Source organism: Acinetobacter sp. NIPH 817, from assembly GCF_000368405.1.
Lineage (GTDB): Bacteria > Pseudomonadota > Gammaproteobacteria > Pseudomonadales > Moraxellaceae > Acinetobacter.
In genome coordinates this window covers 2,800,878-2,827,550 of record NZ_KB849420.1, presented here as the reverse complement: position 1 = coordinate 2,827,550, position 26,673 = coordinate 2,800,878, and the positions used below count along the sequence as shown (strand labels likewise).

28 protein-coding genes, 3 tRNA genes and 1 riboswitch are annotated in these 26,673 nt (G+C 40.0%); of the genes, 17 read left to right on the top strand and 14 right to left on the bottom strand.

Features of this window, described 5'->3' with window-relative positions; all coding sequences use genetic code 11:
* The first annotated feature begins 101 nt into the window (after positions 1–101).
* Positions 102–446 (top strand): hypothetical protein, encoded by a 345-nt coding sequence (locus F968_RS16935; RefSeq protein WP_004794944.1) that lies wholly within the window; start codon positions 102–104, stop codon positions 444–446.
* Between the two features lie 145 nt (positions 447–591).
* Positions 592–930, top strand: coding sequence for a tRNA-binding protein (locus F968_RS16930; protein ID WP_004794942.1), 339 nt, complete (start codon positions 592–594; stop codon positions 928–930).
* Position 931: 1 nt separating this feature from the next.
* Here F968_RS16930 and lnt read toward each other — a convergent pair whose 3' ends face one another.
* Positions 932–2,491, bottom strand: a complete 1,560-nt coding sequence (lnt, locus tag F968_RS16925; protein WP_004794940.1) for an apolipoprotein N-acyltransferase — start codon at positions 2,489–2,491, stop codon at positions 932–934.
* Positions 2,488–3,327 carry an HlyC/CorC family transporter gene (locus F968_RS16920; RefSeq protein ID WP_004794939.1) on the bottom strand — a complete coding sequence of 280 codons (840 nt, stop codon included), beginning with the start codon at positions 3,325–3,327 and terminating at the stop codon, positions 2,488–2,490. The genes lnt and F968_RS16920 overlap by 4 nt, the downstream gene beginning before the upstream one ends.
* A 185-nt stretch (positions 3,328–3,512) precedes the next feature.
* Here F968_RS16920 and tusA point away from each other — a divergent pair, with 185 nt between their 5' ends.
* Both tusA and F968_RS20485 read left to right on the top strand, forming a co-directional pair.
* Positions 3,513–3,770: a sulfurtransferase TusA gene (tusA, locus tag F968_RS16915; protein WP_002053527.1), complete on the top strand. Its 258-nt coding sequence runs from the start codon at positions 3,513–3,515 to the stop codon at positions 3,768–3,770.
* A gap of 132 nt (positions 3,771–3,902) precedes the next feature.
* Entirely contained in the window at positions 3,903–4,283 is a 381-nt protein-coding gene (locus tag F968_RS20485) for a hypothetical protein (RefSeq protein ID WP_004794935.1), read from the top strand.
* 103 nt (positions 4,284–4,386) lie between these two features.
* Here the strand turns inward: F968_RS20485 and F968_RS16905 are convergent, their stop codons facing one another.
* On the bottom strand, positions 4,387–6,099 hold the full coding sequence (locus F968_RS16905) for an electron transfer flavoprotein-ubiquinone oxidoreductase (RefSeq protein WP_004794933.1): 1,713 nt from the start codon (positions 6,097–6,099) through the stop codon (positions 4,387–4,389).
* A gap of 186 nt (positions 6,100–6,285) precedes the next feature.
* Here F968_RS16905 and F968_RS16900 point away from each other — a divergent pair, with 186 nt between their 5' ends.
* From F968_RS16900 to F968_RS16880, 5 genes are all read left to right on the top strand, one after another.
* Positions 6,286–6,897, top strand: coding sequence for a DUF1285 domain-containing protein (locus F968_RS16900; protein ID WP_004794931.1), 612 nt, complete (start codon positions 6,286–6,288; stop codon positions 6,895–6,897).
* Between the two features lie 46 nt (positions 6,898–6,943).
* Positions 6,944–7,810, top strand: a complete 867-nt coding sequence (gene murI / locus F968_RS16895) for a glutamate racemase (protein ID WP_004794928.1) — start codon at positions 6,944–6,946, stop codon at positions 7,808–7,810.
* 118 nt (positions 7,811–7,928) lie between these two features.
* Positions 7,929–8,933: a DUF4062 domain-containing protein gene (locus tag F968_RS16890; RefSeq protein WP_004794927.1), complete on the top strand. Its 1,005-nt coding sequence runs from the start codon at positions 7,929–7,931 to the stop codon at positions 8,931–8,933.
* Between the two features lie 73 nt (positions 8,934–9,006).
* Positions 9,007–10,023: a ferrochelatase gene (hemH, locus tag F968_RS16885; RefSeq protein ID WP_004794925.1), complete on the top strand. Its 1,017-nt coding sequence runs from the start codon at positions 9,007–9,009 to the stop codon at positions 10,021–10,023.
* A gap of 23 nt (positions 10,024–10,046) precedes the next feature.
* Positions 10,047–10,691 (top strand): MBL fold metallo-hydrolase, encoded by a 645-nt coding sequence (locus F968_RS16880; RefSeq protein WP_004794923.1) that lies wholly within the window; start codon positions 10,047–10,049, stop codon positions 10,689–10,691.
* Here the strand turns inward: F968_RS16880 and F968_RS16875 are convergent.
* Positions 10,688–10,882 (bottom strand): DNA gyrase inhibitor YacG, encoded by a 195-nt coding sequence (locus F968_RS16875; RefSeq protein ID WP_004794921.1) that lies wholly within the window; start codon positions 10,880–10,882, stop codon positions 10,688–10,690. The two genes, F968_RS16880 and F968_RS16875, sit on opposite strands and share 4 nt — an antisense overlap.
* Before the next feature lie 87 nt (positions 10,883–10,969).
* On the opposite strand from F968_RS16875, the gene F968_RS16870 reads away from it, so the two are divergent.
* The 4 genes from F968_RS16870 (at position 10,970) to crcB (ending at position 13,910) form a co-directional block, all read left to right on the top strand.
* Entirely contained in the window at positions 10,970–11,608 is a 639-nt protein-coding gene (locus F968_RS16870) for a class I SAM-dependent methyltransferase (RefSeq protein ID WP_081399214.1), read from the top strand.
* Complete coding sequence (locus tag F968_RS16865) at positions 11,598–12,803, top strand: TIGR03862 family flavoprotein (RefSeq protein WP_004794918.1); 1,206 nt, start codon at positions 11,598–11,600, stop codon at positions 12,801–12,803. The genes F968_RS16870 and F968_RS16865 overlap by 11 nt, the downstream gene beginning before the upstream one ends.
* Before the next feature lie 77 nt (positions 12,804–12,880).
* Positions 12,881–13,291 (top strand): GFA family protein, encoded by a 411-nt coding sequence (locus F968_RS16860; RefSeq protein ID WP_004794916.1) that lies wholly within the window; start codon positions 12,881–12,883, stop codon positions 13,289–13,291.
* Between the two features lie 45 nt (positions 13,292–13,336).
* Positions 13,337–13,403, top strand: a riboswitch (Fluoride riboswitch).
* A gap of 126 nt (positions 13,404–13,529) precedes the next feature.
* On the top strand, positions 13,530–13,910 hold the full coding sequence (gene crcB, locus F968_RS16855) for a fluoride efflux transporter CrcB (protein ID WP_004794914.1): 381 nt from the start codon (positions 13,530–13,532) through the stop codon (positions 13,908–13,910).
* Positions 13,911–14,376: 466 nt separating this feature from the next.
* Here crcB and F968_RS16850 read toward each other — a convergent pair whose 3' ends face one another.
* The 3 genes from F968_RS16850 to F968_RS16840 form a co-directional block, all read right to left on the bottom strand.
* Positions 14,377–14,712 (bottom strand): HopJ type III effector protein, encoded by a 336-nt coding sequence (locus tag F968_RS16850; protein WP_004794912.1) that lies wholly within the window; start codon positions 14,710–14,712, stop codon positions 14,377–14,379.
* Between the two features lie 250 nt (positions 14,713–14,962).
* Positions 14,963–15,217, bottom strand: coding sequence for a type B 50S ribosomal protein L31 (locus F968_RS16845; protein WP_004794910.1), 255 nt, complete (start codon positions 15,215–15,217; stop codon positions 14,963–14,965).
* A 101-nt stretch (positions 15,218–15,318) separates the two neighbouring features.
* A complete protein-coding gene (locus F968_RS16840; RefSeq protein ID WP_004794908.1) occupies positions 15,319–16,617 on the bottom strand; it encodes an ABC1 kinase family protein in 1,299 nt (432 codons plus the stop codon).
* A gap of 256 nt (positions 16,618–16,873) precedes the next feature.
* Here F968_RS16840 and F968_RS16835 point away from each other — a divergent pair, with 256 nt between their 5' ends.
* Together F968_RS16835 and F968_RS16830 are read left to right on the top strand one after the other, a co-directional pair.
* Positions 16,874–18,121, top strand: a complete 1,248-nt coding sequence (locus F968_RS16835; protein ID WP_004794906.1) for an SfnB family sulfur acquisition oxidoreductase — start codon at positions 16,874–16,876, stop codon at positions 18,119–18,121.
* A gap of 32 nt (positions 18,122–18,153) precedes the next feature.
* Positions 18,154–19,404, top strand: a complete 1,251-nt coding sequence (locus tag F968_RS16830; RefSeq protein ID WP_004794903.1) for an acyl-CoA dehydrogenase family protein — start codon at positions 18,154–18,156, stop codon at positions 19,402–19,404.
* Between the two features lie 34 nt (positions 19,405–19,438).
* Here F968_RS16830 and abeM read toward each other — a convergent pair whose 3' ends face one another.
* Both abeM and F968_RS16820 read right to left on the bottom strand, forming a co-directional pair.
* Positions 19,439–20,785, bottom strand: a complete 1,347-nt coding sequence (abeM, locus tag F968_RS16825; protein ID WP_004794901.1) for a multidrug efflux MATE transporter AbeM — start codon at positions 20,783–20,785, stop codon at positions 19,439–19,441.
* 32 nt (positions 20,786–20,817) lie between these two features.
* Positions 20,818–21,279, bottom strand: coding sequence for a DMT family transporter (locus tag F968_RS16820; protein WP_004794898.1), 462 nt, complete (start codon positions 21,277–21,279; stop codon positions 20,818–20,820).
* A gap of 116 nt (positions 21,280–21,395) precedes the next feature.
* On the opposite strand from F968_RS16820, the gene hemW reads away from it, so the two are divergent.
* Positions 21,396–22,550, top strand: coding sequence for a radical SAM family heme chaperone HemW (gene hemW / locus F968_RS16815; RefSeq protein WP_004794895.1), 1,155 nt, complete (start codon positions 21,396–21,398; stop codon positions 22,548–22,550).
* Between the two features lie 45 nt (positions 22,551–22,595).
* Here hemW and F968_RS16810 read toward each other — a convergent pair whose 3' ends face one another.
* Positions 22,596–23,351: an SDR family oxidoreductase gene (locus F968_RS16810; RefSeq protein WP_004794893.1), complete on the bottom strand. Its 756-nt coding sequence runs from the start codon at positions 23,349–23,351 to the stop codon at positions 22,596–22,598.
* A 112-nt stretch (positions 23,352–23,463) separates the two neighbouring features.
* On the opposite strand from F968_RS16810, the gene F968_RS16805 reads away from it, so the two are divergent.
* Positions 23,464–24,360, top strand: coding sequence for a LysR family transcriptional regulator (locus F968_RS16805; protein ID WP_004794891.1), 897 nt, complete (start codon positions 23,464–23,466; stop codon positions 24,358–24,360).
* 62 nt (positions 24,361–24,422) lie between these two features.
* Here F968_RS16805 and F968_RS16800 read toward each other — a convergent pair.
* The 4 genes from F968_RS16800 to F968_RS16785 all read right to left on the bottom strand — a co-directional run bounded on the left by F968_RS16800 (position 24,423) and on the right by F968_RS16785 (position 26,656).
* Positions 24,423–24,498, bottom strand: a tRNA-Lys gene (locus F968_RS16800).
* Positions 24,499–24,520: 22 nt separating this feature from the next.
* Positions 24,521–24,596 (bottom strand) — tRNA-Lys (locus F968_RS16795).
* Between the two features lie 22 nt (positions 24,597–24,618).
* Positions 24,619–24,694 (bottom strand) — tRNA-Lys (locus F968_RS16790).
* Positions 24,695–24,814: 120 nt separating this feature from the next.
* Positions 24,815–26,656 carry a long-chain-acyl-CoA synthetase gene (locus F968_RS16785; protein WP_004794889.1) on the bottom strand — a complete coding sequence of 614 codons (1,842 nt, stop codon included), beginning with the start codon at positions 26,654–26,656 and terminating at the stop codon, positions 24,815–24,817.
* Positions 26,657–26,673: the final 17 nt, after the last annotated feature.

Genomic DNA, 26,673 nt, shown 5'->3' with positions numbered 1-26,673 from the left:
ACAAGAAAGTTAAAATGTAGAGAAAAATAAGCTATATATTTAAATGAAAGCTTTGCATAATAAATAAAAAGCACTTTATTCAATTAAAAAGGAGAGATTAAATGAAAGCATTTCTCATATTAGATGAACTGACTCAGTTTCATTGGGTAATGCTCAAGTCTGTCCTATTGATTTTGGGTTTATTGCCGCTTGCTGAATTTTCATTAAAGCTATGGCTGAGTACAGAGGGAAGTAGCCAAATTATGATTGGCTTTTTTGCGTTAAGTATTGTGAGTGCATGGTTGATGGTGAGCTTCTTTACCGCATTAAAAGCGAGTCTCTGGCAAGCTAAACAAATATCTACTAAATATGAGCAATTACTGTTTAAAGCTTATCGTTATGTCCCAATGGCCTTTTTATCAAGCTTAGTTGCTTATTTATCTTTGGAACTATCTATCGCTTTTTAATGATATTTTAAAACCAAATTTTTAAATAAAACGTAGACTCAACATCTACGTTTTATTTTTTAACTGGAAATAAAGAGAGGGTGTTTCTTTATTTGTACATATTATATGCTTCAAATCAGATATTTAAGAACATGAGAAAAAGTAAATGGAACAAATCGAGTGGAATGATTTTTTAAAAGTAGAGCTTCGCGTTGGTAAAATTATTCAAGCTGAAGTTTTTGAAAAGGCGCGTAAACCTGCCTATATTTTGCAGGTAGATTTTGGTGAAGAATTGGGTATACGTAAATCAAGTGCTCAGATTACTAAACTTTATCAACCACAAGATTTGATTGGTAAGTTAGTGGTTGCTGTAGTGAATTTCCCTAAAAAACAAATAGGGCCTATTCAGTCAGAATGTTTGGTGACAGGGTTTCATAATGCAGATGGGGACGTTGCACTTTGTATCCCAGAGTTTGAAGTTCCTCTGGGTACAAAGCTATTATAATTTAGCGACGTGATTTAAAAGAAACATCAACTTTACGTGGACGATAGATCCAACCTAAAATCAGCAGTAATACTGCAAATCCTAACACTGGATAATCGCCTAAACGGTTATAAAGAGTTTGACCTTGCATGGCAGGTAAATCACCTCTCAAGACAAACTCCTTATCGAGCGGTGCTTGTTCAGTGATATGACCATTTTGATCAATAAAAGCTGTTACACCAGTGTTGGTTGCACGAATAAACCAGCGACCATTTTCTTTAGCGCGCATCTGCACCATCTGTAAATGTTGCCACGGCCCAGCAGTACCCGTAAACCAAGCGTCATTAGATACAGTCACTAAAAAGTCGCTGTCTTCTGCATTGCGTCGGGTAAGGTTTGGATAAGCCACTTCATAACATATCGCAGCAGCAAGCGCATGCCCTTTAATTAAGAGTGGTTTCTGGTTACTCTCGCCACGTGAAAAACCGCTCATGCTAATATCATTTTGCATGGCTGGTAATACCCATGAGAGTAAACCTGACAGTGGAATATATTCACCAAACGGCACAAGACGCTGCTTTTTATAGAGACCGCTTGAATCACTGCCAGAAGCCATAATACTGTTGTAATACAGCGGGCTACCAACTTCATGAGATTTGGTAACATCCCAGTAAGGAATTCCGGTTACCCATGCAGTGTGGTTCTTTTTCGCTTGTGCATCCATTGCATCCAAAAACGGTTCAATGTCAGTTTGGAAGAGTGGAATTGATGATTCAGGCCATACAATTAAGTCACGGCCCCATTCAGATTGAGTCAGACCAGCATAAATTTCTAATGTTCTGACTTGATATTCAGTCAGCCATTTTAAATCTTGTGGAATGTTACCTTGAATGAGCGAAACGCTAAGTGGTTTAGCAGCTTTAGGTTTTACAAACTGTATATATGATGCTCCCCATGCACCTAAAACCAATAGGGCAGATGGGATAACCCAGAAAATACGCTTGCGCAGAACTTCAACTAAAGCACATGCTAATACAATGACAACGAAGGAAATTGCGTAAATACCAAATAATGGTGCGTAACCATCAAGTAAACGTTCAGTAAAAGCGTAACCCACAAACAGCCATGGGAAACCTGTAAATACCCAAGTTTTTGCCCACTCGAAAACAATCCAGAGCGGCGCAAAGGTCAGGGGTGTTTCAGGGAAGAAACGTCGGTAAACCCAAGTCTGAAGTGCGGTAAATAAGCCCATAAGCAGGGCCATAACAGCAATCATACCCACGCTTAGAAAAGCATTGGTATCGCCATATACATGGATGGACGTGTAGAGCCAAAAAGCGCCTACAAACCATAAGCCGAAGCCATAGCTCCAACCAATAGCAAATGCTTGTTTAGCTGAACGTTTATGCAGTGATGCATAGAGTAGGGCTGGAGATAATATTGCCAACCACCACCAATAATAAGGTGCCAGTGAAAAACTGAACACGGCACCTGAAAATAAAGCAATGAGTAAAGGAAAAATTAAAGGAAGCTGCTTTTGTTGTTGCGAAGAATCTAACAGCTTTTCAAAGTATGCTCTCATTGACGTACAGCTCGAATCAGATGAATAGTGCGAGCATCTGCTTCAACGATTGTAAATAACCAATTTCCAAGCTCAACAGTTTGACCTTGTAAATCACTTACTAGACCAATCTCTTGAAGCAATAAACCGCCGACAGTTTCTACTTCATCGTCAGAAAAATCAGCATCTAAAACAGTATTGAAATGTTCGATTGGTGTAAGTGCTTGCACCATCCATGCATTTGCTACCGTATGGTCATTGTCAGGAACAATGTACTGAGCATCTTCATCAGCAGTGTCATGTTCATCTTCAATTTCGCCAACGATTTCTTCAAGAATATCTTCGAGCGTAACAAGACCAGCTGTTGAACCATATTCATCAATCACAATAGCAATGTGAGTCTGAGTATGTTTCAACATGCGTAGAACTTGATCGGAACGCGCACTTTCTGGAACAAATAAGGGTTGACGCATAAGAACTCGAATATCGACTTTGGTATTCGGTTCGGTTAGAAACGGCAGTAAATCTTTTGCGAGCAAAATCCCGACAACATTATCAGGCTGATCAGAAGAGAAGACTGGAAAGCGTGAGTGAGCAGACTCGACCAATACATCAAGAATATCAAGTAACTGATCATCTTCTTGCAAACTGATCATTGCTGTTCGTGGTGTCATGACTTCACGAATTTTTGTAGCTGGAAGGTCAAGAACCCCTTCAAGCATGGCAACAGTATCTGGTTCTAAAAAGCGACGTGAATTTTGGACTAATTTTAATAATTCATCACGGGTTTCTGGTGCTGTGCCTAACCATTTTCGTAAGCCGCGCATTCCCCACGACGGACTTGGTTCCTCTTGCATGATCTTTCCTAAAGACTCAATCTATCAAATGAATACTTTGAATCATACCGAAGAAAACATGCTTATGCATCTATAAAACAAGCTAAAAGACAAAACGTATATTGTTATGTAAAAGCCAGTTACAGTTAACAGCGCAGTAATTTGTTTATGCTAAAATGTGAAAATTCTATTTGTTCGAGTTTGTTATGTCAGAGCAACCCATTTCACCTACTGTACAACTCAATACGCGTGGTTTACGTTGTCCGGAACCTGTCATGATGTTGCATCAAGCCATCCGCAAATCTAAATCTGGCGATGTGGTTGAAGTGTTCGCAACAGATAATTCGACCTCGTGGGATATTCCTAAATTTTGTATGCATTTAGGCCATGAGTTACTTTTGCAAGAAGAACGCTTAGATGAAAATGGTCATAAAGAATTTCATTATTTGGTGAAGAAAGGGTAATAGAATAATAAGGCTTCTAATAACGACGATTAGAAGCCATTAATAATTCAAATTTAATTTGAAATGATAATTTTTTACAAATAAGAATCGTTATATAATTTATAAAATTAAGTATATAAATGACGTATAAAAATGAATGATTATTTTGTGAAACGAAGCTTATTTATTTGTCTTTGGTTTTTCTCTATTGCTGGTTTATTAAATCTAGAAACCCCTTGGTTATCTGAAACTCTTGCCACCATTATTTTAGTTACTGTTATTATTTTTGGCTCAATTCTGTTGGGTTATAGAAATACATATTTTGCTCCCGAACCAAAAATAAAGATGAGTCTGATTTTGCATACAAGATTCATGGGGTTCATGTTAATTCTTGATTTATTGTTTGGGAAATCAGTTTGGTATTTCGATTTAGCGCGAAACTTTGGTTTTCTTGGTCTGTTTTTATTAGGCTCATTTATTTTTTATAAAAAGAACCTCAATTTAAACGTAGCAAAAATACCGCCTTTTCAATAAGCAGATTCCAATAAAAAAGCCCCGAATAATCGGGGCTTTTTTTGTTACATGTTTGGATATGAGACACGGCTAGCAAAGCAACGCTTTGCCGTGTCGCAAGGAATTACATATTAGGGTAATTCGGACCACCGCCACCTTCTGGCGTTACCCATGTGATGTTTTGAGATGGATCTTTAATGTCACAAGTCTTACAGTGAACACAGTTTGCTGCGTTAATCTGGAAGCGTTTAGAGCCATCATTATCTTCCATGATTTCGTAAACACCAGCAGGGCAGTAGCGCTGTGCAGGCTCATCCCATTTCGGTAAGTTTACATTTACTGGAATTGAAGGATCAGTAAGCTTCAAGTGAGCTGGCTGGTTTTCTTCATGAACAGTGTTTGAGATAAACACAGAAGATAAACGGTCAAATGTAAGCTTGCCATCCGGTTTTGGATAGTTTGGCTTAAAGCTAGTTGCATCGACAGTTTTCAATACAGCGAAGTCTTGCTTCAGGTCATGTAAAGTGAATGGCACTTTAAAGACGTTTTGGTCGATAAAGTTAAATGCACCACCAATCCATTGACCAAATTTATGCATTGCTGGGCCAAAGTTACGAGAGTTATAAAGCTCTTCTTTTAACCAGCTGTTGTTGAATTTGTCAGTGTATGAAGTTAATTCTTTAGTGAATAAATCTTCGCCTTCAGTAACGCGCGCAATCGCAAGGTCACCGCCTTTTTCTACACCAGCAGCAATCGCTTCAAATACAGCTTCACCACATAACATGCCTGATTTCATGGCAGTGTGTGAGCCTTTGATTTTTGCAAAGTTTAAGAAACCTGCGTCATCACCAATCAAGCAGCCGCCTGGGAAAGTCAATTTAGGCAATGAGTTGAAACCGCCTTTCACTACAGCACGTGCACCGTAAGAAATACGCTTACCACCTTCTAAATACTGTTTAATCAGTGGGTGAGTTTTCCAGCGCTGCATTTCCATGAATGGATACATGTGTGGATTTTCATAAGACAAGTCCACGATCATACCCAAAGTCACTTGGTTGTTTTCAGCGTGGTATAACCACCAACCACCAGAAGAACCAGTTTCAGCCAATGGCCAACCAGCACCGTGCATCACTAAGCCTGGTTTATGTTTTGCTGGGTCAATTTCCCAAAGTTCTTTAATCCCGATACCGTAGTGCTGTGGATCAGCATCTTTATCAAGGTTGTATTTCGCAATGAGGCGTTTACCTAAGTGACCACGGCAACCTTCAGCAAAGAGAGTGTATTTAGCGTGAAGTTCATAGCCTGGAGTAAAGTTATGCGTTGGTTCGCCATCTTTACCAATACCCATGTCACCAGTTTGAATACCTTTTACAGTACCGTCTTCATGGTAAAGCACTTCAGATGCAGCAAAACCAGGGAAGATAGAAACTTCTAGTTCTTCAGCTTTTTGACCTAACCAACGAACAACGTTACCTAACGAGATAACATAGTTACCATCATTGTGCATGGTTTTAGGAACCATCCAGTGAGGTGCTTCTTTAGAAGTGGTTTCTGAAAGTAAGAAGAATGTCTTATCTTCAGTTACAGGTACGTTAAGAGGCGCGCCTTCTTCTTTCCAGTTCGGGAAAAGTTCATTGATGGCACGTGGCTCAAGCACAGCACCAGACAAGATATGCGCACCTACTTCAGAGCCTTTTTCAACTACACAAACAGAAAGATCGGGTAAGTTTTTTTCAATCGCTAATTGACGGATCTTAATCGCAGCAGACAGACCGGCAGGTCCTGCACCTACGATGACAACGTCAAACTCCATCGATTCACGTTCGATGTGTTCCATGTAGGACTCCTCAATACTTAAAGGTGGCAACCGTCATATTCAGAAATTCGGTGCTGCCGTGAGTGTTTTAATCCATAGGCGCAAATATGCTATTGTGCCTTTTATCGTTTTGGCTAGTATAGTTTTAAACCATGATCTAGCCAATTGGCTGAGTCGTCATATTTTTTCGTCAGCAAGGCATAAACTATGGTAAATCAAAATAATTCCCCATCGGATATGGGAAAAATACCGTTATCTGATGATAAAAACTTAATGAACATTGCACAATACTTAAAAGGTGTACAGCAAAGTCACAAAAGGTCAATTCCACCTTTAGAGCAGTGGCATCCAAAGCATTGCGGCAAAATGGATTTGACGGTTAAAGCCAATGGAGAATGGTGGCACGAAGGTCAATTAATTAAGCGCCAAGCCCTATTAGATCTATTTACCAAAGTCCTATGGAAAGAAGAAGGGAAATTCTACCTGAAAACCCCCGTAGAACAAATTGAAATTGAGGTTGAAGATGAACCTTTATTAGTCAATCAGGTCGATCAAGTTGAAATTTCAGGTGATCAATTTTTACAACTGACCACGACCAATCAAGATGTGATTTTGGTTGATGCCGAACATCCAATTTTTATGCGTGAATATGCAGGGGAGTTACGTCCTTATGTGCATGTCCGATTTGGTATTAATGCGCTTATTCAACGCCAGTCTTTTTATCACTTAGTGAACTATGGAACACTCATCGAAAAAGAGAATGGTGAAACCGTTTTAGAGTTAAAAAGTGGTAATTTGCTCTTGCAATTAGGCACTTGAGGTTTAAGCTTTAGGAAGTGAAATTTTCTGACACTTCAGTACAGCTATGACCGCCATACAACCTCTATTTACCGATCTAGAACCTATGCCTAAAGCATCAGCCGATGCCCCAATTGGTATTTTTGATTCGGGAATTGGGGGAATGTCTGTTGCAGCAGAAATAGCTAGATATTTGCCGAATGAACGCATTGTGTATTATGCCGACACAGCCTACGTTCCTTATGGCCCACGTTCTGATGAAGAAATTAGAGAGCTCACAGCTCGTGCAGTTGATTGGTTATACCGCCAAGGTTGTAAAATTGCGGTGGTTGCCTGTAATACAGCTTCAGCATTTAGTCTTGACCATTTACGTGAACATTATGGTGAACATTTTCCAATTGTTGGTTTAGTTCCAGCATTAAAACCTGCCGTATTACAGACACGTTCTAAAGTGGTTGCTGTGTTGGCCACACCTGCTACTTTTCGTGGGCAACTCATTAAAGATGTTGTTGATAAGTTTGCTGTTCCGGCGGGTGTTAAAGTGATGACCTTAACCAGCCTTGAACTTGTTCCTTGTGTAGAAGCGGGGCAGCAAATGGGAGAAGCATGTTTAACGGCATTAAAAGAGGTTTTACAGCCTGCTGCTGAGCAAGGTGCAGACTATTTAGTGCTCGGTTGTACGCATTATCCTTTCTTAAATGAAGCAATTCATCATCTTTTTGATAACCAATTCACACTGGTTGATTCTGGATTTGCAGTTGCCCGACAAACAGCCCGTATTTTAATAAAAAATGCGTTATTATGTGACCAAATAGGTCAGAATGTTGCACGTATTGAATGTTACGTCAGCGGAAATAATGCTGACGCACTGCAACCTGTTTTACAACATATGATTCCACAAGAGTTAACTTGGACACTTCATAATCTGAACTGATCTTTTAGCATCATTTAGAAAATAGTGTTTTTTTATATTTATTATTTTATTTGGGGCGGTTCATGATCTTGGCTGATTTTAAGTCACATACAGATCATGAGGCGATAAGGGTATTGTTATGCTCGATACACGCTATCAGATTTTTATTTCAACGTCTGGCCGCGATATGCAGCCAGAGCGAATGGTTTTGTCTCAAACCTTGGTGGGGATGGGGTTCTTTGCTTGGGGACTAGAACATCGAACACCTTTAACAACCACACTTGCACGTCGACAGATTGACGAATGTGATTATGTAATCTTACTTCTAGGAAGTCAGTATGGAGAACAATCGATTTCTGGTGTGAGCTATCTGTCTTTAGAATATGAATATGCGTTAAGTCAGGCTAAACCTATTATTGTATTCATGCATGAACAGCCTGAAAGCCGTGAAATAGATTTACAAGAAACACATCCACAACTTAAAGACAAATTTCTCGCTTTTAGAAAAAAGTTATTACAGGAAGCAAAGCATATTTTTTATTTTAAAACTCCACGCGAATTGGAGTTGGCCGTCCGTTTAAATATTCCTTTAATGGTTGAGCAACATATGGGGCAAGGTTGGGTTCCTGCTCATCAAGCTCAGCAGTTAGAAGATGAAATTAGACTCTTAAGAAGTAAAATTTTGCATTTAGAACAACGAGTAACCGAGCCATCAACACAGTTAAATGAAGTCGCACCACAAGATATTTTTGCATTTGAATATCAGATTCAAGCATTTCAGGATGGCAACTTTAAAGAGCTTAAACGACAACGACAAATGACATGGTCTCAGTTATTGAGCGTGCTGGCAAAGCGCTTTGAAACAGCTGTGCCAGAAGAGAATTTTGGAATTTGTCTGAATGAATATTTAAATCAGGCTGGCTTAGAAGATGCTCGTCAGGAATTACCTCGTGCACATGCGGTGGCTTGCGCACAGATTAATCATAAAGCACTGTTTCGAATTAAAAATCAAATGCAATCACAAGGCTGGATTGTCCCAACGCAAACTGAGCAATCATATGACCTCTGGAAACTAACCACTAAAGCTCAAAAGATATTGCTTAGTTATAAATGGAACCATCGAGGCGTTCGATTAAAAGCTTAGAGCGATTCAATTTATATATGACACTGAAAACTGTTACATTAGTGTCATAAGATGAACTGAAAGGCATTTACACATGTCGTTTGAACAAAAACCGAAAGTTACTGTCATTTTAGCGAATTTAGGCACACCAGATGAGGCGACTGTGCCTGCGGTGCGCCGTTTTTTAAAACAGTTTTTATCTGATTCACGCGTGATTGAAATACCGAAATTCATTTGGTGGATTATTTTAAATCTGTTTGTTTTACCTTTTCGCCCGAAAAGAGTAGCGCATGCCTATGCTTCAGTATGGTCAGCAGATTCGCCGATGCGCGAAATTGTGTTTGAACAAACCAAACGTGTGCAGGCTTATTTAGAACAAGAAAATACACAGTTTGATTTAACCGTTTTACCCGCAATGACTTATGGTAATCCGGGTATTGATGCAGTTTTAGAAAAATTGGCGACGAACCCGCAAGAGCATGTCATCTTATTGCCTTTATTTCCTCAATATTCTGCAACGTCTACAGCGCCGTTATACGACGCATTTGCCAAGTGGATTCCAGCTCAGCGGAACTTGCCGGGTCTGACCATTATTAAAGACTATTATCAGCATCCTATGTTTATTCAAGCATTGGCAGAAAGCGTTTTAGCCTACCAAGAGCAGCACGGTAAACCTGAAAAACTATTGATGTCTTTTCATGGGATTCCACAGCCATATGCAGATAAAGGCGACCCTTATGCAGATCGTTGTCGTATTACAGCAAAGTTAGTCGCTGAAGCTTTACATTTAAAAGATGATGAATGGGCAATTAGTTTCCAATCACGTTTTGGAAAACAAGAATGGGTTAAACCTTATACAGATCAGCTTTTACAAGATTGGGCGAAGCAAGGCGTTAAGTCTGTTCAGGTATTAAGCCCAGCTTTTTCTGCCGATTGTTTAGAAACACTTGAAGAGTTAGCTATTCAAAACGCAGAGTTGTTTCAAGAAGCAGGTGGTGGTAGCTATGCTTATATTCCAGCTTTAAATAGCGATCAGGCTCATATTGATTTGCTTGCAGGTTTAGTTCAGGCTAATCTTGATGCCCTTACCCATACCTTAGCCCACCGTTAATTGCGTTTTAGCCAGAGGTTCTTATGCTGCAAGTCAAAATTGTTCCCGTTACTGCATTTGCTCAAAATTGTTCCCTTGTTTGGGACAGTGAAACGAAAGAAGCAGTTTTGATTGATGCAGGTGGCGATGCTGCTGTTTTGAAAAAAGAAGTAGAAGCCTTAGGTTTAAAAGTGAAGGCTCTGTGGCTAACTCATGGGCATTTAGATCATGCGGGAGCGGTAGGCGAGCTTGCCAAAGAATGGAGCGTTCCAGTTATTGGTCCACACAAAGAAGATCAGTTCTGGCTAGACATGATTCAGGAAGTATCAGCACGTTATGGCTTCCCGATTCCACAACCTGTCAAAGTCGATCAATGGCTTGAAGGTGGTGAAGTACTAAAACTGGGTGAAGATGAGTTTGAGGTACGCTTTGCTCCAGGGCATACGCCAGGTCACGTAGTTTTCTATAATAAAAACCATGGCTTACTTTGGACAGGCGATGTTCTGTTTAAAGGTTCGATTGGGCGCACAGACTTCCCACGTGGTAACCATGAGCAGTTGATTGAATCGATTAAACGTGAGTGTTTTAGTTTGCCAGATGATACTCAGTTTATTTCTGGACATGGTCCAATGAGTACCATTGGCTATGAAAAGCAATTTAACCCGTTTGTCGCGGGTAAAGCAGGTTAATCCTCATAATCATCTTCATTTTGACTACCCTTGTTTTGCTGAGGAGCATCTTGGGTAGGCAGTCTATATTCATCATTTGCCCAAGCGCCTAAATCAATTAATTTACAACGTTCAGAACAAAATGGACGAAATTCATTGCCTTCCCAAACACTTGGTTCACCACAACGTGGGCAGGGAAATGTACGTGGCATAAAGCGATATCCTCAAAGTGAAGAGAAATAGATTAGGCAAAAGTCAGGTGACTTGTTAGACTTATGCCGATTTTTATTTAGTTTGATGTGATTATGCCGATTCGTCAATTTCAAGCACAACGTATGCAAGCGCCTCGCGATTTTACTCCAATTGAAAATACCCCGATTTGTGTAGAAATTGGAGCGGGCAAGGGCAAACATGCTTTGCTTTTTAGTGGGCAACAGCCACAGCACACGTTGTACGCAATTGAACGAACCCGAGAAAAATTCTTGGCAATGCAAAAACAGCATGGTTTGGAACCAAGAGATAACTTGGTGCCTGTACATGCAGATGCTTTACCTTGGGTAGTGCATGCTTTGCACCCTGCTCAAGTTGAACATTTCTTTATTCTCTACCCAAACCCAGAACCTCATAATCCAGCACAGCGCTGGTTAAACATGCCATTTTTTGAGTTCTTAATCTCGCGTCTGCAAACAGGTGGAACCATTACTCTGGCAAGTAATATTCCCGAATATATTGAAGAAGCAGAGCAGCAGTTATTAAATGTATGGAAGTTGCCTTACCAAAAAGAAAAAATTGCTCAAACCTCTGCACGTACCCATTTTGAAATTAAGTATTTAGAACGTGGTGAGCTTTGTCAGCAGCTCATTATGACCAAGCCTGAAGGTTATCAAACTCGATTTGATGAGTTCGCGCCATTGCAAGGGCAAACACATGGCGAATAAGCGGGTTGCCATTATTGGTGCTGGTCCGGCTGGTCTTATGGCTGCTGAGGTACTAAGCCAATACGCTTATGATATTGATGTCTATGAACAAAAACCTTCAGCGGCACGTAAGTTTCTGATGGCAGGTAAAACTGGGTTAAATATCTCGCACGCCGAACCTTTAGCACAGTTCATTGAACGTTATGATCATGCAGAATGGCTCAAACCGTGGGTTGAAAAATGGAATGCAGTCTGGATTCAGAACTGGATGAAAAGTCTGGGAATTGAATCTTATGTGGGCACCTCAGGTCGCATTTTCCCTGTCGAAATGAAAGCTGCTCCTTTACTGCGTGCTTGGCTCAAGCGCTTGGCAGAACAACAGGTTAAATTCTTTTATCGTCATCGTTGTATTAATTTACAAGGTACAACGGTGACTTTAGAAAACCAAAATAATCAAAGCACTGAAACTTTTACCCAGCAATATGATGCAGTCGTGTTGGCTTGCGGTGCGGTGTCGTGGTCACAATTAGGTAGTGATGGTGCATGGCAGCAATGGGTGGATCAATCTAGTATTGAACCTTTCCAGCCAAGTAATGCAGGGGTATTGCACGCTTGGTCTACTTTTATGGAAAGCTCTTTTGGTGAACCTTTAAAGCGTATCAATGCGTGGGTTGAGCCTAGCCAAGTTACTCATGGCGATATTGTAATTACTCACTATGGTTTAGAGAGTGGCGTTATTTATAAACTTGGACGTGCATTAAGAGAACAACAAAAACAAGGGAAAAGCTTAAATCTATTTTTGGATTTATTGCCTGATGTAGAGTTGTCACAGTTAATTAAAAAATTGCAGGCTGGTAAAAAACAATCGCTCACCAATATCTGGCGTAAAGCAGGCTTAGACACGGCCAAAATTAACTTAATTAGAGAAGTCGTTGATAAAGCATTATGGAGCCAACCAGAGACTATGGCTCAGCAAATTAAAGCACTTCAAATTAAGTTAGATGGTTTTAGGCCTATTGAAGAGGCGATTAGTTGTGCTGGTGGTATTAAGCAAAAAGCATTAACTGAGAATTTGAGCCTTAAACAAATCTCAGGTGTGTTTTGTTGTGGTGAAATGCTGAATTGGGATGCTCCTACAGGTGGATATTTACTTACAGCATGCTTTGCTACAGGGCGAGCGGCTGGTGAAGGCGTGCATTTATTCTTAGAAAAATAACAGCGAATTTGGTGCTATTTTTGATATGTGAAAAGTGTTATTTTTGAGCGATCAATAATAATAGGATTTACGAGAACATGTCTCAAGCATCACCAGTTTATCAAGGAAGTTGTTTGTGCCAAGGTATTCGCTATGAAATTAAAGGCGATATCGGAGATATCATTCAATGCCATTGTCAACGCTGCCGGAAATCCAATGGAACAGCATTTGCCACGAATGCTCCTGTTAAAAGTACAGATTTTAAAATCACCCAAGGTGAAAACTTAGTTAAAAAATTCGCTGTGGAAGGTGTGTACCGCTGGTTCTGTAGCGAATGTGGTTCACCGCTTATTAGCTCGCGTGATGCGCAGCCTGAACTGTATCGTGTAAGAATTGGGACACTAGATACGCCATTAGACCAAAAACCGACAATGCATATTTTTGCTGCTTCTAAGGCAGAGTGGGAATGTATTCGTGACGATTTACCGCAATACGATGAACGTCCATGATTTTACAAAGTATGTTTAAATCAAATTCAAGATGATCTAATATACTTAAAACGGGGAGATGGCATTCCTCCCTTGAAAAACCGCCGTATTGGCTAATGATGCCTACGTTACCCTCATGTATTTATATATCGCTGGGTACGTAGGTTATTGCGTACTCTGCTTATTTTTGGAGTACGCCATGTCATATTTTCCTTCATTATTTTTTGCTCTTTTAGCGTCTATCTAAAGGGGTGGTCTTATGTATTATTCTCTACTTTCAATTGCTTTAGGCTCAGTTCTAGGGGCGTGGTTACGTTGGTTTTTAGGTTTAAAACTTAACCCGATTTACCCGCAAATTCCACTCGGTACTGTCACTGTTAATTTGGTTGGTGGTTTTATTATTGGTTTTGCAATTGCGTATTTTGCTCAAAGTGATTTAAGCCCGAACTATAAGCTCTTTGTGATTACGGGTTTTTGTGGTGCTTTAACTACGTTTTCAACGTTCTCGATTGAGATTGTGACTTTATTGCAAAGTGGTAAGTTGGGAATGGCGATGTTGGGAATTTCCATTCATTTAATTGGATCGTTAATTTTTACGTGTTTGGGGTTGGCGACTTATTATTGGGTAGCAGGACATTGAGTGTTTATATTTAAGAATTGATCATGATTTCAAGTTGTGAGAGCTCATCGAAGTTGAGTGTTGTGTAGGATTTTCACGACGGAGTCTTACCGTTGAGTTATCTAATGGAAGCAGCTAATTAAGTTACTTTGGTTTTGCCCAAAGTAACCAAAGGCATCTGTCATTCGCAGAACCTGTTCACTGTACGCATTTATCTTAAGCTTTGCAAAAACGATCTTTTATTGACACTACGCAGGCTGCGAATGACGTTGTCGAGTATCGAATATAAGAGATTAATCAAATAATTTAATTAATAATTGGTCATTTACTATCTTGACAGACGGCATGGATGCCGTCGTTTCGCTGTGCTACATGGATGTAGCATCAGCGTAACAAAGGGTTTTGTCACTTTTGCCTTCAAAAGTGAGGCATTGCCTATTAACAGGCTTTGGAAAATCTCATAATTTGAGGCTGTGCTAAAAAATGATTAAGCTTTTTCAGCCAAAGCCTGACCTTCGAACTTCACACCATCCCAACCATTTTGCATAAACTGACGAATATTTTGATGATCAGTTCCCTCAGGGGTAGCCAATACAGATGCGTAGTGTTCTGCAAATAAACTTAAAGTTTGTGCTTGGTCTAAACCTTGTAACTTGGCAAAAGAGAAAACTTTTGCACTGCCTTGATTTTCAGTCGCAGCGTTATGCTGTGCACCATTTTGAAAAGCCGTTGGAGTATGTTGGTAACGTGCTTCAATATGAGCTAAAACGTCTGAAAATTTTGCTGTGCCTGCTTGTAATTGGGCAAGTAACTCTTGTGCCATTATCTTAAACTTCCTATTAAATGAGGGTTTAAGCATAGCATCGAATAGCAACTTTGAAAGCTTGGCGAATGCAAAAAATGATGAGTTGTGGGAAAAATAAGAAAAGTTTTTATACAAGTTGTGGATAAGTTATCTTTTATACACAACATAAAAAGATCGAAAAAATACACATAAAAAAAGAAGCCTAAGTGGAGGAGATAGTCTTAGGCTTCCAATGATTTAAGTGTATTGGTCAAATCTTAACGTAAGATTAACTCTTACGATTAAAGCGAGCGAAGCGTTTATTAAAGGTTGCAACGCGGCCTTCGTTACTTGTTTGACGTACTTCACCTGTGTAGAAAGGGTGAGATGCACTTGAAATATCAAGGGTTACATAAGGATAGACTTTTCCTTGATATTCTTTGGTTTGTTTAGACTGAAGAGTACTACCAATTAAGAAGTACACGTCTGCATTGGTGTCATGAAATAACACTTGTTGATAAGCAGGATGAATATCTTTACGCATGAGAGATTGTCCTAAATTATTTTTGATTAAAGAAATGTTATAACATAACAATTAAAAAGTCAATGTAACCCCTAGAAGGCTACATTGATCAGTAAATTAAGTTAGTTAGAAGGCGGGACAAGCTCTTCAAATAGACCATTCAAATTGTCATGAACTTTTAAGTGAATGAGGTTCCAGTAGTGTCCTGAAATGGTCCTGTTGACCATCAAAGTGTCTGGTGAAGGCTTAAAGACATCCCAGTACTTCAAAGATTTTTTCACAAGCAACATGCCATCATGATGTGATGAGTTCTCTGCAAAGTCATAAGTGGTAGTAAGCGGACGTAATAACACTTCAATCCAGAGTTTATAAAGGTCGCTAGGGAATTTGCCTTTTTCAGCTAGTGAATGTAGTTCAAGTAACTCAGTTTCAATAAGATTAATATCTTCATGACGAGCTGCGTTCACCAATCGTTTAAAGCTATATACAATTTCATTGGAAAGCGTTTTAACACTGCCATAGTCATAAATAATGACACTGCCATCTTGGCGGAAGGCAAAGTTACCTGGGTGAGGGTCACAGTGAAAACGTTTTAAAAAGAACATTTCCTGGCCTAAAGCACGAATCAAACGACGTCCAATCGTATTTCGAATTTCAATAGGCCATGCACTGGCAGTTTCAATGCTGTCACCTTGTTCGAGGCTCAAGGTTAAAATACGTCTTGAAGAATAATCTTTATAAACAGTAGGGATGATAATTTTGTCATCTAACTGGCTGTGAAATGTTTTAAAAACTTCAAGGTTTTGAGCCTCGATTTCATAGTTAAGTTCTGCTGAAAGACTATCCTGAATTTCTGTAAAAAGCTGATCTTGTAGCTTTTTATCAATTTTAAGTACGCCCATTAAACGAAGGGCTAAACGCACTTGTTTTAAGTCACTTTCACAGGCTTCATCAACACCCGGATATTGAACCTTAACTACAACTTGTTCACCACTAGGTAGGGTAGCTTTGTGAACTTGGCCAATTGAAGCAGCTGCAAAAGGTTCTTGGTCAAAAGATTTAAAGGCAACATTGAGCGGTTTTCCAAGCTCACGTTCAACTTGTTGCTGAATGGCAGCAAAAGGCATGGCTGGGGCTTGGCGTTGTAACTTTGAAATTGCTTTAGCGACTTCGGGTGGGAAAATATCTTTATATTGAGATGCAATTTGGCCGACTTTCATGACGGCACCTTTCATTTCACCTAAGGTGTCGGCAATTTGCAAACCAATATCCTGAAATAACTTGGTTTTTGAAGCCAGCTTTTGCTCTTCATCTGCGGTCAAGTTTCGAATCGAGTTAGAAACGGTTTTCGTTGCAATGCTCGCGGTCATTCCTGCAAGTTTCATAAATCGTTTGCCGGGTGAACTTGCATTCTTTGCCATATCTTCGATACCTCATTGACTACAACATAATATTGCCTAGTTTTGATCATAGGTGACTAAGCTTAAAAAGCCTATATGAAATTGTTTATCTCATGTAAGAAAATTTTCGAAAAACAAAATGTTATTTTTATAGTAAAAATTATGAAAAGCTTGTGAAAATCAATTTCATAAACAAAGCTTTAATATCTATAAAGGGTCTGTTTTTTTGGTGCTAATGTGAATGGCAGGTTAAATAAAAATAGAGATAACAAAAGTTATGACAAGTTTAAGTTCAGCCCATGGGCGGTCTCAGGCGGTTCCTTTATCTGTGTTTGAGCAGTCAAAAGATGCGCATATTATTCGTTCTGATGAAGAAGCAATTGAGGTTGCCAAACAACTTGCGCAAGAGTTCGCACACGAAGCATCCGATCGAGACAAGGAGCGCCGTTTACCCCTAAATGAAATTCAACAGTTTTCACAAAGCGGCTTATGGGCCATTACGGTTCCCAAGCAATTTGGTGGTGCCCAAGTTAAATATCGAACTTTGGCTGAGGTCATCAAAACAATTGCGAGTGTTGATCCATCTCTTGCACAGCTTCCCCAAAATCACTTGGCTTTTATTGAACATTTACGTCTTGATGCAGGCCCAGAACAACAACAGTTCTTCTTTAATTTAGTGTTGAGAGGGATTCGTTTTGGCAATGCATTTTCGGAAAAACACAGCAAAACGGTGGCCGACCTCACTACCACATTAAAAAAGACCGAGCATGGTTATGAAATTAATGGGAAGAAGTTTTTTGCAACAGGTGCATTGCTTGCACATTGGGTTCCAATTGTCGCTGTGAATGAACAAGGGCAGCCTTATGCGGCGCTAGTTCCTCGGGAAACTTCAGGGGTGAATATTATTAATGACTGGTCTGGTTTCGGGCAAAGAACCACAGCCAGTGGGACCGTTGAACTTAATCAAGTTCCAGTACGTGAGGAATATCTAATTCCGATTTATCAGGCTTTCGAACGTCCTACACCGGCAGGTGCAATTTCACAATTTATTCAAGCTGCTATTGATGCTGGTATTGCACGTGGTGCAATTGAAGAAACAATTCACTATGTCAAAAATCATAGCCGTGCATGGGTCGATTCAGGTTTGGAAAAAGCGAGCGATGATCCCTATACGATTGCAAACATTGGTGATTTAAAAATAAAACTTCGTGCAGCAGAAGCGGTATTGGATTTAGCAGGAGATGCGATTGATCAAGCGATTGCCGACACGACACAAGAGCATGTAAATCAAGCGACATTACTAGTTGCAGAAGCAAAAGTCTTAACCACAGAAATTGCGATTTTAGCAGCGAATAAGCTTTTTGAGCTGTCTGGAACAAGATCGACCTTGTCAGAACTTAATCTGGACCGACATTGGCGTAATGCTCGCACTCACACCTTGCATGATCCCGTGCGTTGGAAATATCACATTGTCGGTAATTATTACCTCAATGGCATCCATCCACCTCGTCATGCATGGAGCTAAAGTGAAGAAAAAATAAGATTAGGAGAATAAAGATGACAATTACGCAAATTGAATTAGAAGAACTGTCTGTAGGCGCCGATTATGAAAAGGTAGCGAGTAGATTTCGTCCAGTTTTTGAAAAAATTGCCCAAGGTGCAATTCAACGGGAAAAAGAACGAATCTTGCCTTTTGAACCAATTCAGTGGTTAAAAGAACTCAAGTTAGGTGCAGTACGGGTACCTGTTAAATATGGTGGAGATGGGGTGTCATTGCCGCAACTTTTCCAGCTTTTAGCAGAGCTAGCCCAAGCAGACTCGAATATTGTGCAAGCGTTGCGTGGACACTTTGCTTTTGTTGAAGACCGTTTAGTTGCTCATAAAGAGCATTCGCAGGAAGTCTGGTTTCAGCGTTTTGTACAAGGTGATTTAGTTGGAAACGCATGGACCGAAGTTGGAAATGTACAGATTGGTGATGTCGTTACACGAGTAACCAAAGATGCTTCGGGTAACTTAGTGGTGAATGGTGAAAAGTACTATTCAACAGGAAGTATATTTGCAGACTGGATCGATTTATTTGCTTACGATGAAGTGAATGACCGTCATGTGATTGCTGCTATTTATCGTCATGAAACTGGGGTAAGTGTGATTGATGATTGGGATGGCTTTGGTCAAAAGACAACGGGCAGTGGCACATTAAAAGTGCATCAGGTTCACTTGCCAGCTTCGCACCTCATTCCATTTGACCAGCGTTTTAAATATCAAACTGCTTTTTATCAGGTTGTTCACCTTGCAACTTTAACAGGGATTGCGCATGACGCGGTCGAAACTTTTAGCCAAGAAATACGAGAGCGTAAGCGTATTTTTAGTCATGGTAATGGTGACCTTGTTCGTCATGACCCACAAGTTTTACAGGTGGTGGGTAAAGCCTCTGCTCAAGCCTATGCAAGCCTAGCAATTACAATTAAAACGGCGAAAGCATTACAAAAGGCTTATGAAAGCCACTTTAGCGACTTAGAAGTAAAAGAGCATCAGTTTAATGTAGATGCAGAGCTTGAGTCAGCCCAAGGGCAGGTGGTGATTTCTAATTTGGTACTGGATTTAACCAGCCAGTTATTTAATGCTTTAGGTGCATCAGCAAGTAGTCAGGTTAAACAACTCGACCGTTTCTGGCGTAACGCACGCACGGTATCTTCGCACAATCCACTCATCTATAAAGAAAAGGTGATTGGAGATTGGGAAGTAAACCGTACCGATTTACCTTTTGTCTGGCAAATTGGAGCAAGCCCGCGGGCCAAGTCTGCATAAAATAAAAAAAGCCGATGAATAATCGGCTTTTTTATTAGGTTTTGCTTAAACGTTTGGTATTTAAATAAAGCCTTGAAAGTAATAAAACACAAGCAATACTTAAACCAATAATTAAACCCAGCCACACACCAGCTACACCCCAATGGGTATAACGTGCTAAATAAAGTCCGATAGGGAAAGCAATCACCCAATACGCCATGAGTGTAATCCACATCGGTGCTTGCGTATCTTGCATACCTCTTAAACAGCCTGCCGCGCTGACTTGTAATGCATCCATCAACTGATAAGCCATGGCAAACCAGAGTAAATACATCGCAACAGGGAATACGGTTAAGTCTTGAGTGTACACCGAGACAATTTGTTCACGACCTAAGGCAATAAAAGACATAGTCAATAAAGCAAAAAATATGGCTGTGCTTAGACCTATCTTTTGTACTTGGTACATGGAAGCCCAATTTTTTTCACCATAATAGGTTCCCACACGAATGGTTAAGGCTATGGCAAGTGAAAGTGGAATCATAAACAGCACTGAAGTCACTGAAATTGCAACTTGATGCGCTGCAATAAAGACTTCACCCAATGGACTAAGCACCAACGCGCCTGTACTAAAAATACTCACCTCAAAGAACACGGCTAAACCGATTGGTAGGCCAAGCTGTAAAATTCTTTTAACCCAAGTCAGGTTAATTTTATCGAACCTACTAAAAATAGAGGTATTTCGATAAGCCGAAGCTTTATAAATATAGCCAGCTAACGTAATCAACATGAGCCACTGTAAAATGGACGTTGCAAAACCACAGCCTGCGCTACCTAAAGCAGGTATTGGTCCTAAGCCATGCATAAAAATCATGTTTAGAGGAATCAATACAACTAAAGCTAATAGGCTAATAGCTGTTACAGGACGTGGATGGCCTAATGCCTCCGAATAACCGCGTAGAGCTGCATACATGGTCACTGCTGGCATACCCAAGCCAATAGCATGCAAGAATAAACTTGCTTTAGGTTGTAAGCTTTCAGGAACACCAAACACATGCAAGAAAAACGGCATAAGCTGCAAAATGAGCATTGCTAGTACACCTAAAATGACAGCAACCCACAATGATTGACGAACAATGACAGGAATTTGTTCTGTATTTCTTGCGCCTTTTGCTTCAGCGACCAAAGGGGTTGTTGCAATCATAATGCCACTGAACAGGAGCATGATTGGAATCCATAAACCGACCCCTACAGCAATTGCAGCTAAATCGGTTGCAGATAAATGCCCAGCCATAATAGTGTCAATTAACCCGAATCCTGCTTGAGCAAACTGGGTAATTAAAATCGGTAGCATTAAGTGGAAGAGTTGTTTTAGTTCAGACCGAAAAGATGTGACATTCGACACAAAAGGTACTCTTTTTAAATATAAAAATGAAGCTAACGTTGCAAAGTAAGTACCACACCAACAAAGATGATGACTCCACCAAGAAACCGTTGCCATGTAACAGGTGTCTTTTCTGTGCCCAACCAACCAAAATGATCAAGTAACATAGAAATAACGATTTGCCCAAAAACGACTAGCCCTGTAAAGGTTAAAAAACCAAGCTTAGGTGCAGTATAAATGCTCATGCTAATTGCATAAACCCCAAGGAATCCTCCAGTCCAAAGAAGCCATGGAATATTTGATATTTCACTTAAAGAGGGCTTCTCAGCACTTTGAAAGAAAACCATAATCGCTAAAACAATAGTACCTATGAAAAATGATAATAAAGCTGCTTGTAAGGGTGAGTGTAGTTGCTCGCGCAGTTGAGCATTAATTGCGGTCTGAAAAGCCATGGCAACACCGATTCCCATAGCTAAGGGTAAGATCAGGAAAAGTTGACTAGAGAATTTCATCATTTTTATCAGTATTTAAGAATGTTTAAATTTAGTCTAAAGCAATTAAGGTATGTTTTCATAAGCCCATTGATGCAGTCATGTTAAAATAGAAATATTGTGTAAATTGGACCTGCTCCTTGGCCGTATTAAACCCTGCTTCTATTCCTCTATCTTTATATATCCATATGCCGTGGTGCGTGCGTAAATGTCCATATTGTGACTTTAACTCGCATGCAGTACCAGACGGAGCACTTTCGTCAGAACTTGAGCAAACCTATTTAAAAGCATTGGTCGCCGACTTTGAAACTCAACTAGAGATGGCGCAGGGACGTCCGATCCATAGTGTGTTTATTGGTGGTGGAACCCCTTCACTGATTTCGGCACAGGGTTATGTATGGTTGTTTGCAGAACTTAAGTCATTGCTTAAATTTGAAGATGGCTGTGAGATTACCTTAGAGGCAAATCCGGGAACGGTAGAGCATGATCCGTTTGCAGGGTATTTAGAGGCTGGCATTAATCGTTTGTCTATTGGTGTCCAGAGCTTTGATACTGATCATTTGCAAAAACTTGGTCGTATTCATTCTGCAAACAATGCAATTGAAGCGATTCAACAAGCAAAGCAGGCTGGTTTTAAACGAGTAAATGTAGACTTAATGCATGGTTTGCCTGAGCAAACGCTAGAGCAGGCACTCTATGATCTCAAGCTTGCTGTAGAAAGTGGCGCAACCCATATTAGTTGGTATCAACTTACCATTGAACCGAATACCGTTTTTTTCCGTACACAACCCGTTTTACCGCAAGATGAAATGCTTGAAGACATTCAAGAGCAGGGTGAGGCATATCTTAAGGCAAATGGTTTTATAAATTATGAAGTTTCGGCATGGCGTAAAGAGCTACCTTCAGCACATAATTTGAATTATTGGGAATTTGGTGATTATCTTGCGATTGGGGCAGGGGCACATGGCAAAGTGACACGACCGGATGGTGTGTATCGTTTCCAAAAGACCCGTTTGCCAAAAGACTATTTGGCTAAGGTTCCAGCTGAACATTTGCAAATGAAAAAGATTGAGGCAGAAGAGCTACCTTTTGAGTTTATGATGAATGCTTTACGTCTAAATGATGGTGTAAAAGCTGAGTTATATGAACAGCGTACAGGCTTAAGCTTAGATCATTTAAATGAGGTATTCACTTCCCTACGAGCTAGAAAGCTTTTGGTAGAGGATAGTTCTCGTTTAGCTTGTACAGAGCAAGGGCATATTTTCTTGAACTCCGTGCTTGAAGAGTTTTTATAATAAAACAAAGTAAAAGCCGCATTATTGATATGCGGCTTTTTGATTTTAGCGAGTAGTATAGCCACCATTTGCAAAAATTGTCTGACCTGTAATCCACCAACCATCGGTTACCAGAAAACGAACTAGAGGTTCGATATCTTCAATTTTGGTTAATCCACCTAAAGCTGAAGCTGATTTGTGGTAAGCAACTGCCTCCGCAGATTCCTGACCATAAAAGAATGGTGTATCCATTGGACCAGGTGCAACAGCAGTCACAGAAATCTGGCGATCACCAAATTCTTTTGATGCAGCACGGGTGTAATGTTCAACAGGCGCCTTTAAACCTTCATAGGTTGAATAGAGTCCAGTGTAGGCTGCAAGAAGAGAAGTCACGATTGAACAGATCTTGCCGCCGTCATTTAAATGACGACCCGCTGATTGAATAAAGAAATAGGCAATTTTTGAGTTGATATCGCTCATGCTATCAAACTCTTGTTCTGTGGTGTCTAAAAATGATTTCTTTAAAACCTTTCCAACTGTATTAATGGCAATATCAATTCCGCCAAAATGTTGCTTAGTATCTAAGAAGAGTTTTTCGATATTATTAATATCCGTTAGGTCTGCTTGAATTAAAACAGCGTCTACACTGAATGCTGTTACATCTGCGAGCGTCTGTTCTGCATCTGCTTGAGTTTCAGCACTATTGTAGTGAATTGCAATTTTTGCACCTTGCTCTGCAAATTTACGGCTAATCAGTCCACCTAAATTTTTTGCACCGCCAGTAACCAATACAACTTTATCTTTAAGAGTATGAGTTGCCATGATGATTGTTCCTATGATGACTTGTTTTAATGTGTTTTTAGTCTAGATTGGCGGTAATTTTTGATCAATTATGCTAGTTTGGTTTAACTATTCAGAAAATACGAACAATAGAATGGATCGGTTGCAGCAATTTTTTATTTTTACAGAAGTCGCTAAACGGCAAAGCTTTAGTGAAGTGGCAAATCAGCTTGATTTACCTCGCTCTACAGTGACGAGTGCAATTCAACAATTAGAAACTCACTATGGTGTTCGGTTATTTCACCGAACTACGCGCAAAGTAAGCCTCACTCAAGATGGACAAAGAATATTGCCTGAATGTCAAAATCTATTATTTGACTATGAACAGCTCGAACAACTCATACAAACGCAAAAGCAGCATTACCGTGGCACACTAAAAATTTCAATGCCCAGCCGAATCGTACACCAAGTGATTATTCCTGGACTTCCCGATTTTTATAGCCGCTATCCAGACATTCATTTACAACTAAATAGCTCAGATGACATGACTGACTTGATCGAGAAAGGGATCGATTGTGTGGTTCGGGTGGGGCAGCTAGAGAATAGTAGTTTAATCGCGAAGTTCGTCGGTAACTTGATAATGGTGAACTGTGCAAGTCCCCATTATTTAGAACAATACGGTATTCCTGAACAATTAGAAGATCTATCTCAGCACAAACTCATTAACTACGCAGGAGCCGTAGGAGAAAAACAGGGTATATTTTTATATCAAAATGGAACAGTAATGATCGATAGTGCTTTAAGTGTAAATAATACAGAAGCCTATGTTGCAGCAGCTTGTGCTGGATTAGGGATTATTCAACTTCCATACTACGATGTTCAGGATAAAATAGAGCAAGGAACCTTGGTTGAAGTGCTAAGTACGCATACCGCTCAATCTTTGCCACTCAATATTTTGTATCCGAACCGAAGTTATATTCCTAAACGTTTAGAAATCTTTATGAATTGGGTTAAAGAGATTTTATATAAGAAATGCATCGTCATCTTTTAGTCATGAAACTCAAATAAGATAACAATAAAAAAGCCTCTCGCAGTGAGAGGCTTTTTAGAATTTGGTGGGTCGTCCGCGACTCGAACGCGGGACCAACGGATTAAAAGTCCGCTGCTCTACCAACTGAGCTAACGACCCAAATAGGTTCAAAACAGATAAGTGGTGGGTCGTCCGCGACTCGAACGCGGGACCAACGGATTAAAAGTCCGCTGCTCTACCAACTGAGCTAACGACCCAAATAGGTTCAAAACAGATAAGTGGTGGGTCGTCCGCGACTCGAACGCGGGACCAACGGATTAAAAGTCCGCTGCTCTACCAACTGAGCTAACGACCCGTATCGTTTTGATGTCGCGTATTTTAGCAAGTTATTCAACTAACACAAGAGGTAAATCAAAAACATTTGCATGATTGCCTATAAAAAGCACGATTTCCTCTTGTTTAGCTAAAAAATGAACTAAAAACGGTATTTATATGCCTGAATGTTGTCAAAAATTTCAGTTGTGACATCACAATAACTGTTCGTACCAGGTAATAAAGCGAGTAAACGTTCAGAAGTTTTGCTTGGATTAAACGAATCTTCCTTCAATTTATTCTTTTGATATTTAAAAGTACCTGTTGTTTCAACTTTAGCTTGCACACGTAAGAACACGGGTACTGCATAAGCAGGAAGGCATTTTTTAAATATAGTGACCATTTCGGTTAAATCAGACTCATTTAGCTCATCGCCATCAGCAAGTGTTATTGCTGCCATACCAGCACGACCATTGGTATTTGGGATTTCTACCCCATAAACCACCGCTTCAGCGATCTTGTCATATTCACAAACCATATTCTCAACTTCAGTAGTAGATACATTTTCGCCTTTCCAGCGGAAGGTATCACCTAAGCGGTCAACAAACTGAGCATGACGGAAACCAATATTACGAACAAGGTCACCTGTGTTGAAATATGAGTCACCTTTTTTAAAGACATCTTTCATAATCACAGATTTATTCTTTTCTGGATCTGTATAGCCGTCAAAAGGTGAGCGACTAGTAATTTTACCCACTAGCAAACCAATTTCACCTGCTTTAACTTTTTTACACCAACCCTTTTCATCGCGTACAGGTTCATTTTTCTCTTTATCAAACTCAATAATGGCATATGGTGTAGGAGAGAAACCTACTGTGTTGTCAAAGTTAAAAATATTACTAAACCCGACATTGCCTTCACTTGATGCATAAAGCTCAAGAACTTCTTGCACACCAAAACGTTGTTTGAACTTATCCCAGATGTTTGGACGCATGCCATTACCGATCATTTTGGTTACGCGGTGGGCACGGTCAATTTCTGTAGGAGGGGCATCCATTAAGTAACGGCAAAGCTCTCCTACATAGCCAATTGCAGAGGCATTAAATTTCTGAACATCTTTCCAGAATGCACTGGTTGAATATTTACGTCGAATTGCAAGGGTCGAACTTCCCGCAATCACACCACACCAGCAAACTACGACACCAGTTGCATGGTAAAGCGGTAAAGTTACATACATCACATCATCTGGGCCAAGGTTTAAAATGTGCCCATAGGTGCCATAGGCAAGTGTCCAGCGACTGTGTTTGAAAATAACAGCCTTTGGTAAGCCTGTAGTGCCCGAAGTATAAATATAAAACAGGCCATCATTTCCATGAACAGATTGCGTAGTCGATGGGTTAAATTTTGGAAATTGATCAATTTCTATTGCAAGATTGGCATAGCCTTGAGGTGCTGTTCCCGCATCTTGACGTGTAGCCTGATCTGCAAACCAATGAAAACGGTCTTTAGGAACATTTAGATCCTGACGAATTTCATCAATTACAGCTCGAACTTCTTCACCTGCAATTACGGCAATTGGTTTTACAAGATTGATACTATGAGCGAGGACTTTACCTACTTGAGAGGTATTAACAAGCGCAATCGTTACCCCAATTTTAGCTAAACCTACAATCGTGGCAATAAGTTCAGAACGGTTCTCAACCATTACGGCAATCACATCACCTTTTTGTGCGCCAAGAGATAGATAATAGTGAGAAATCTGGTTAGCCCATTCGTTTAAAGCTTCATATGAATAACGTTGATCTTCAAATAATAAAGCAATGCCTTGCGGGTTTCGCTTAACAGCTTTTTCAAAAGCTACACCTAATCCCGTTGGTGTATTTGCTGTTCTTAAGTAAGCCTGTTTAAGACCATTCAGGATATGGGGTACTTTGGGGATGAAGCTAGGAAGTCTTGTTGCAACATCACCAAGCGTAATGATATCGGTCTGTGTTGTCTGGCTCATATCAATCCTATTTATTT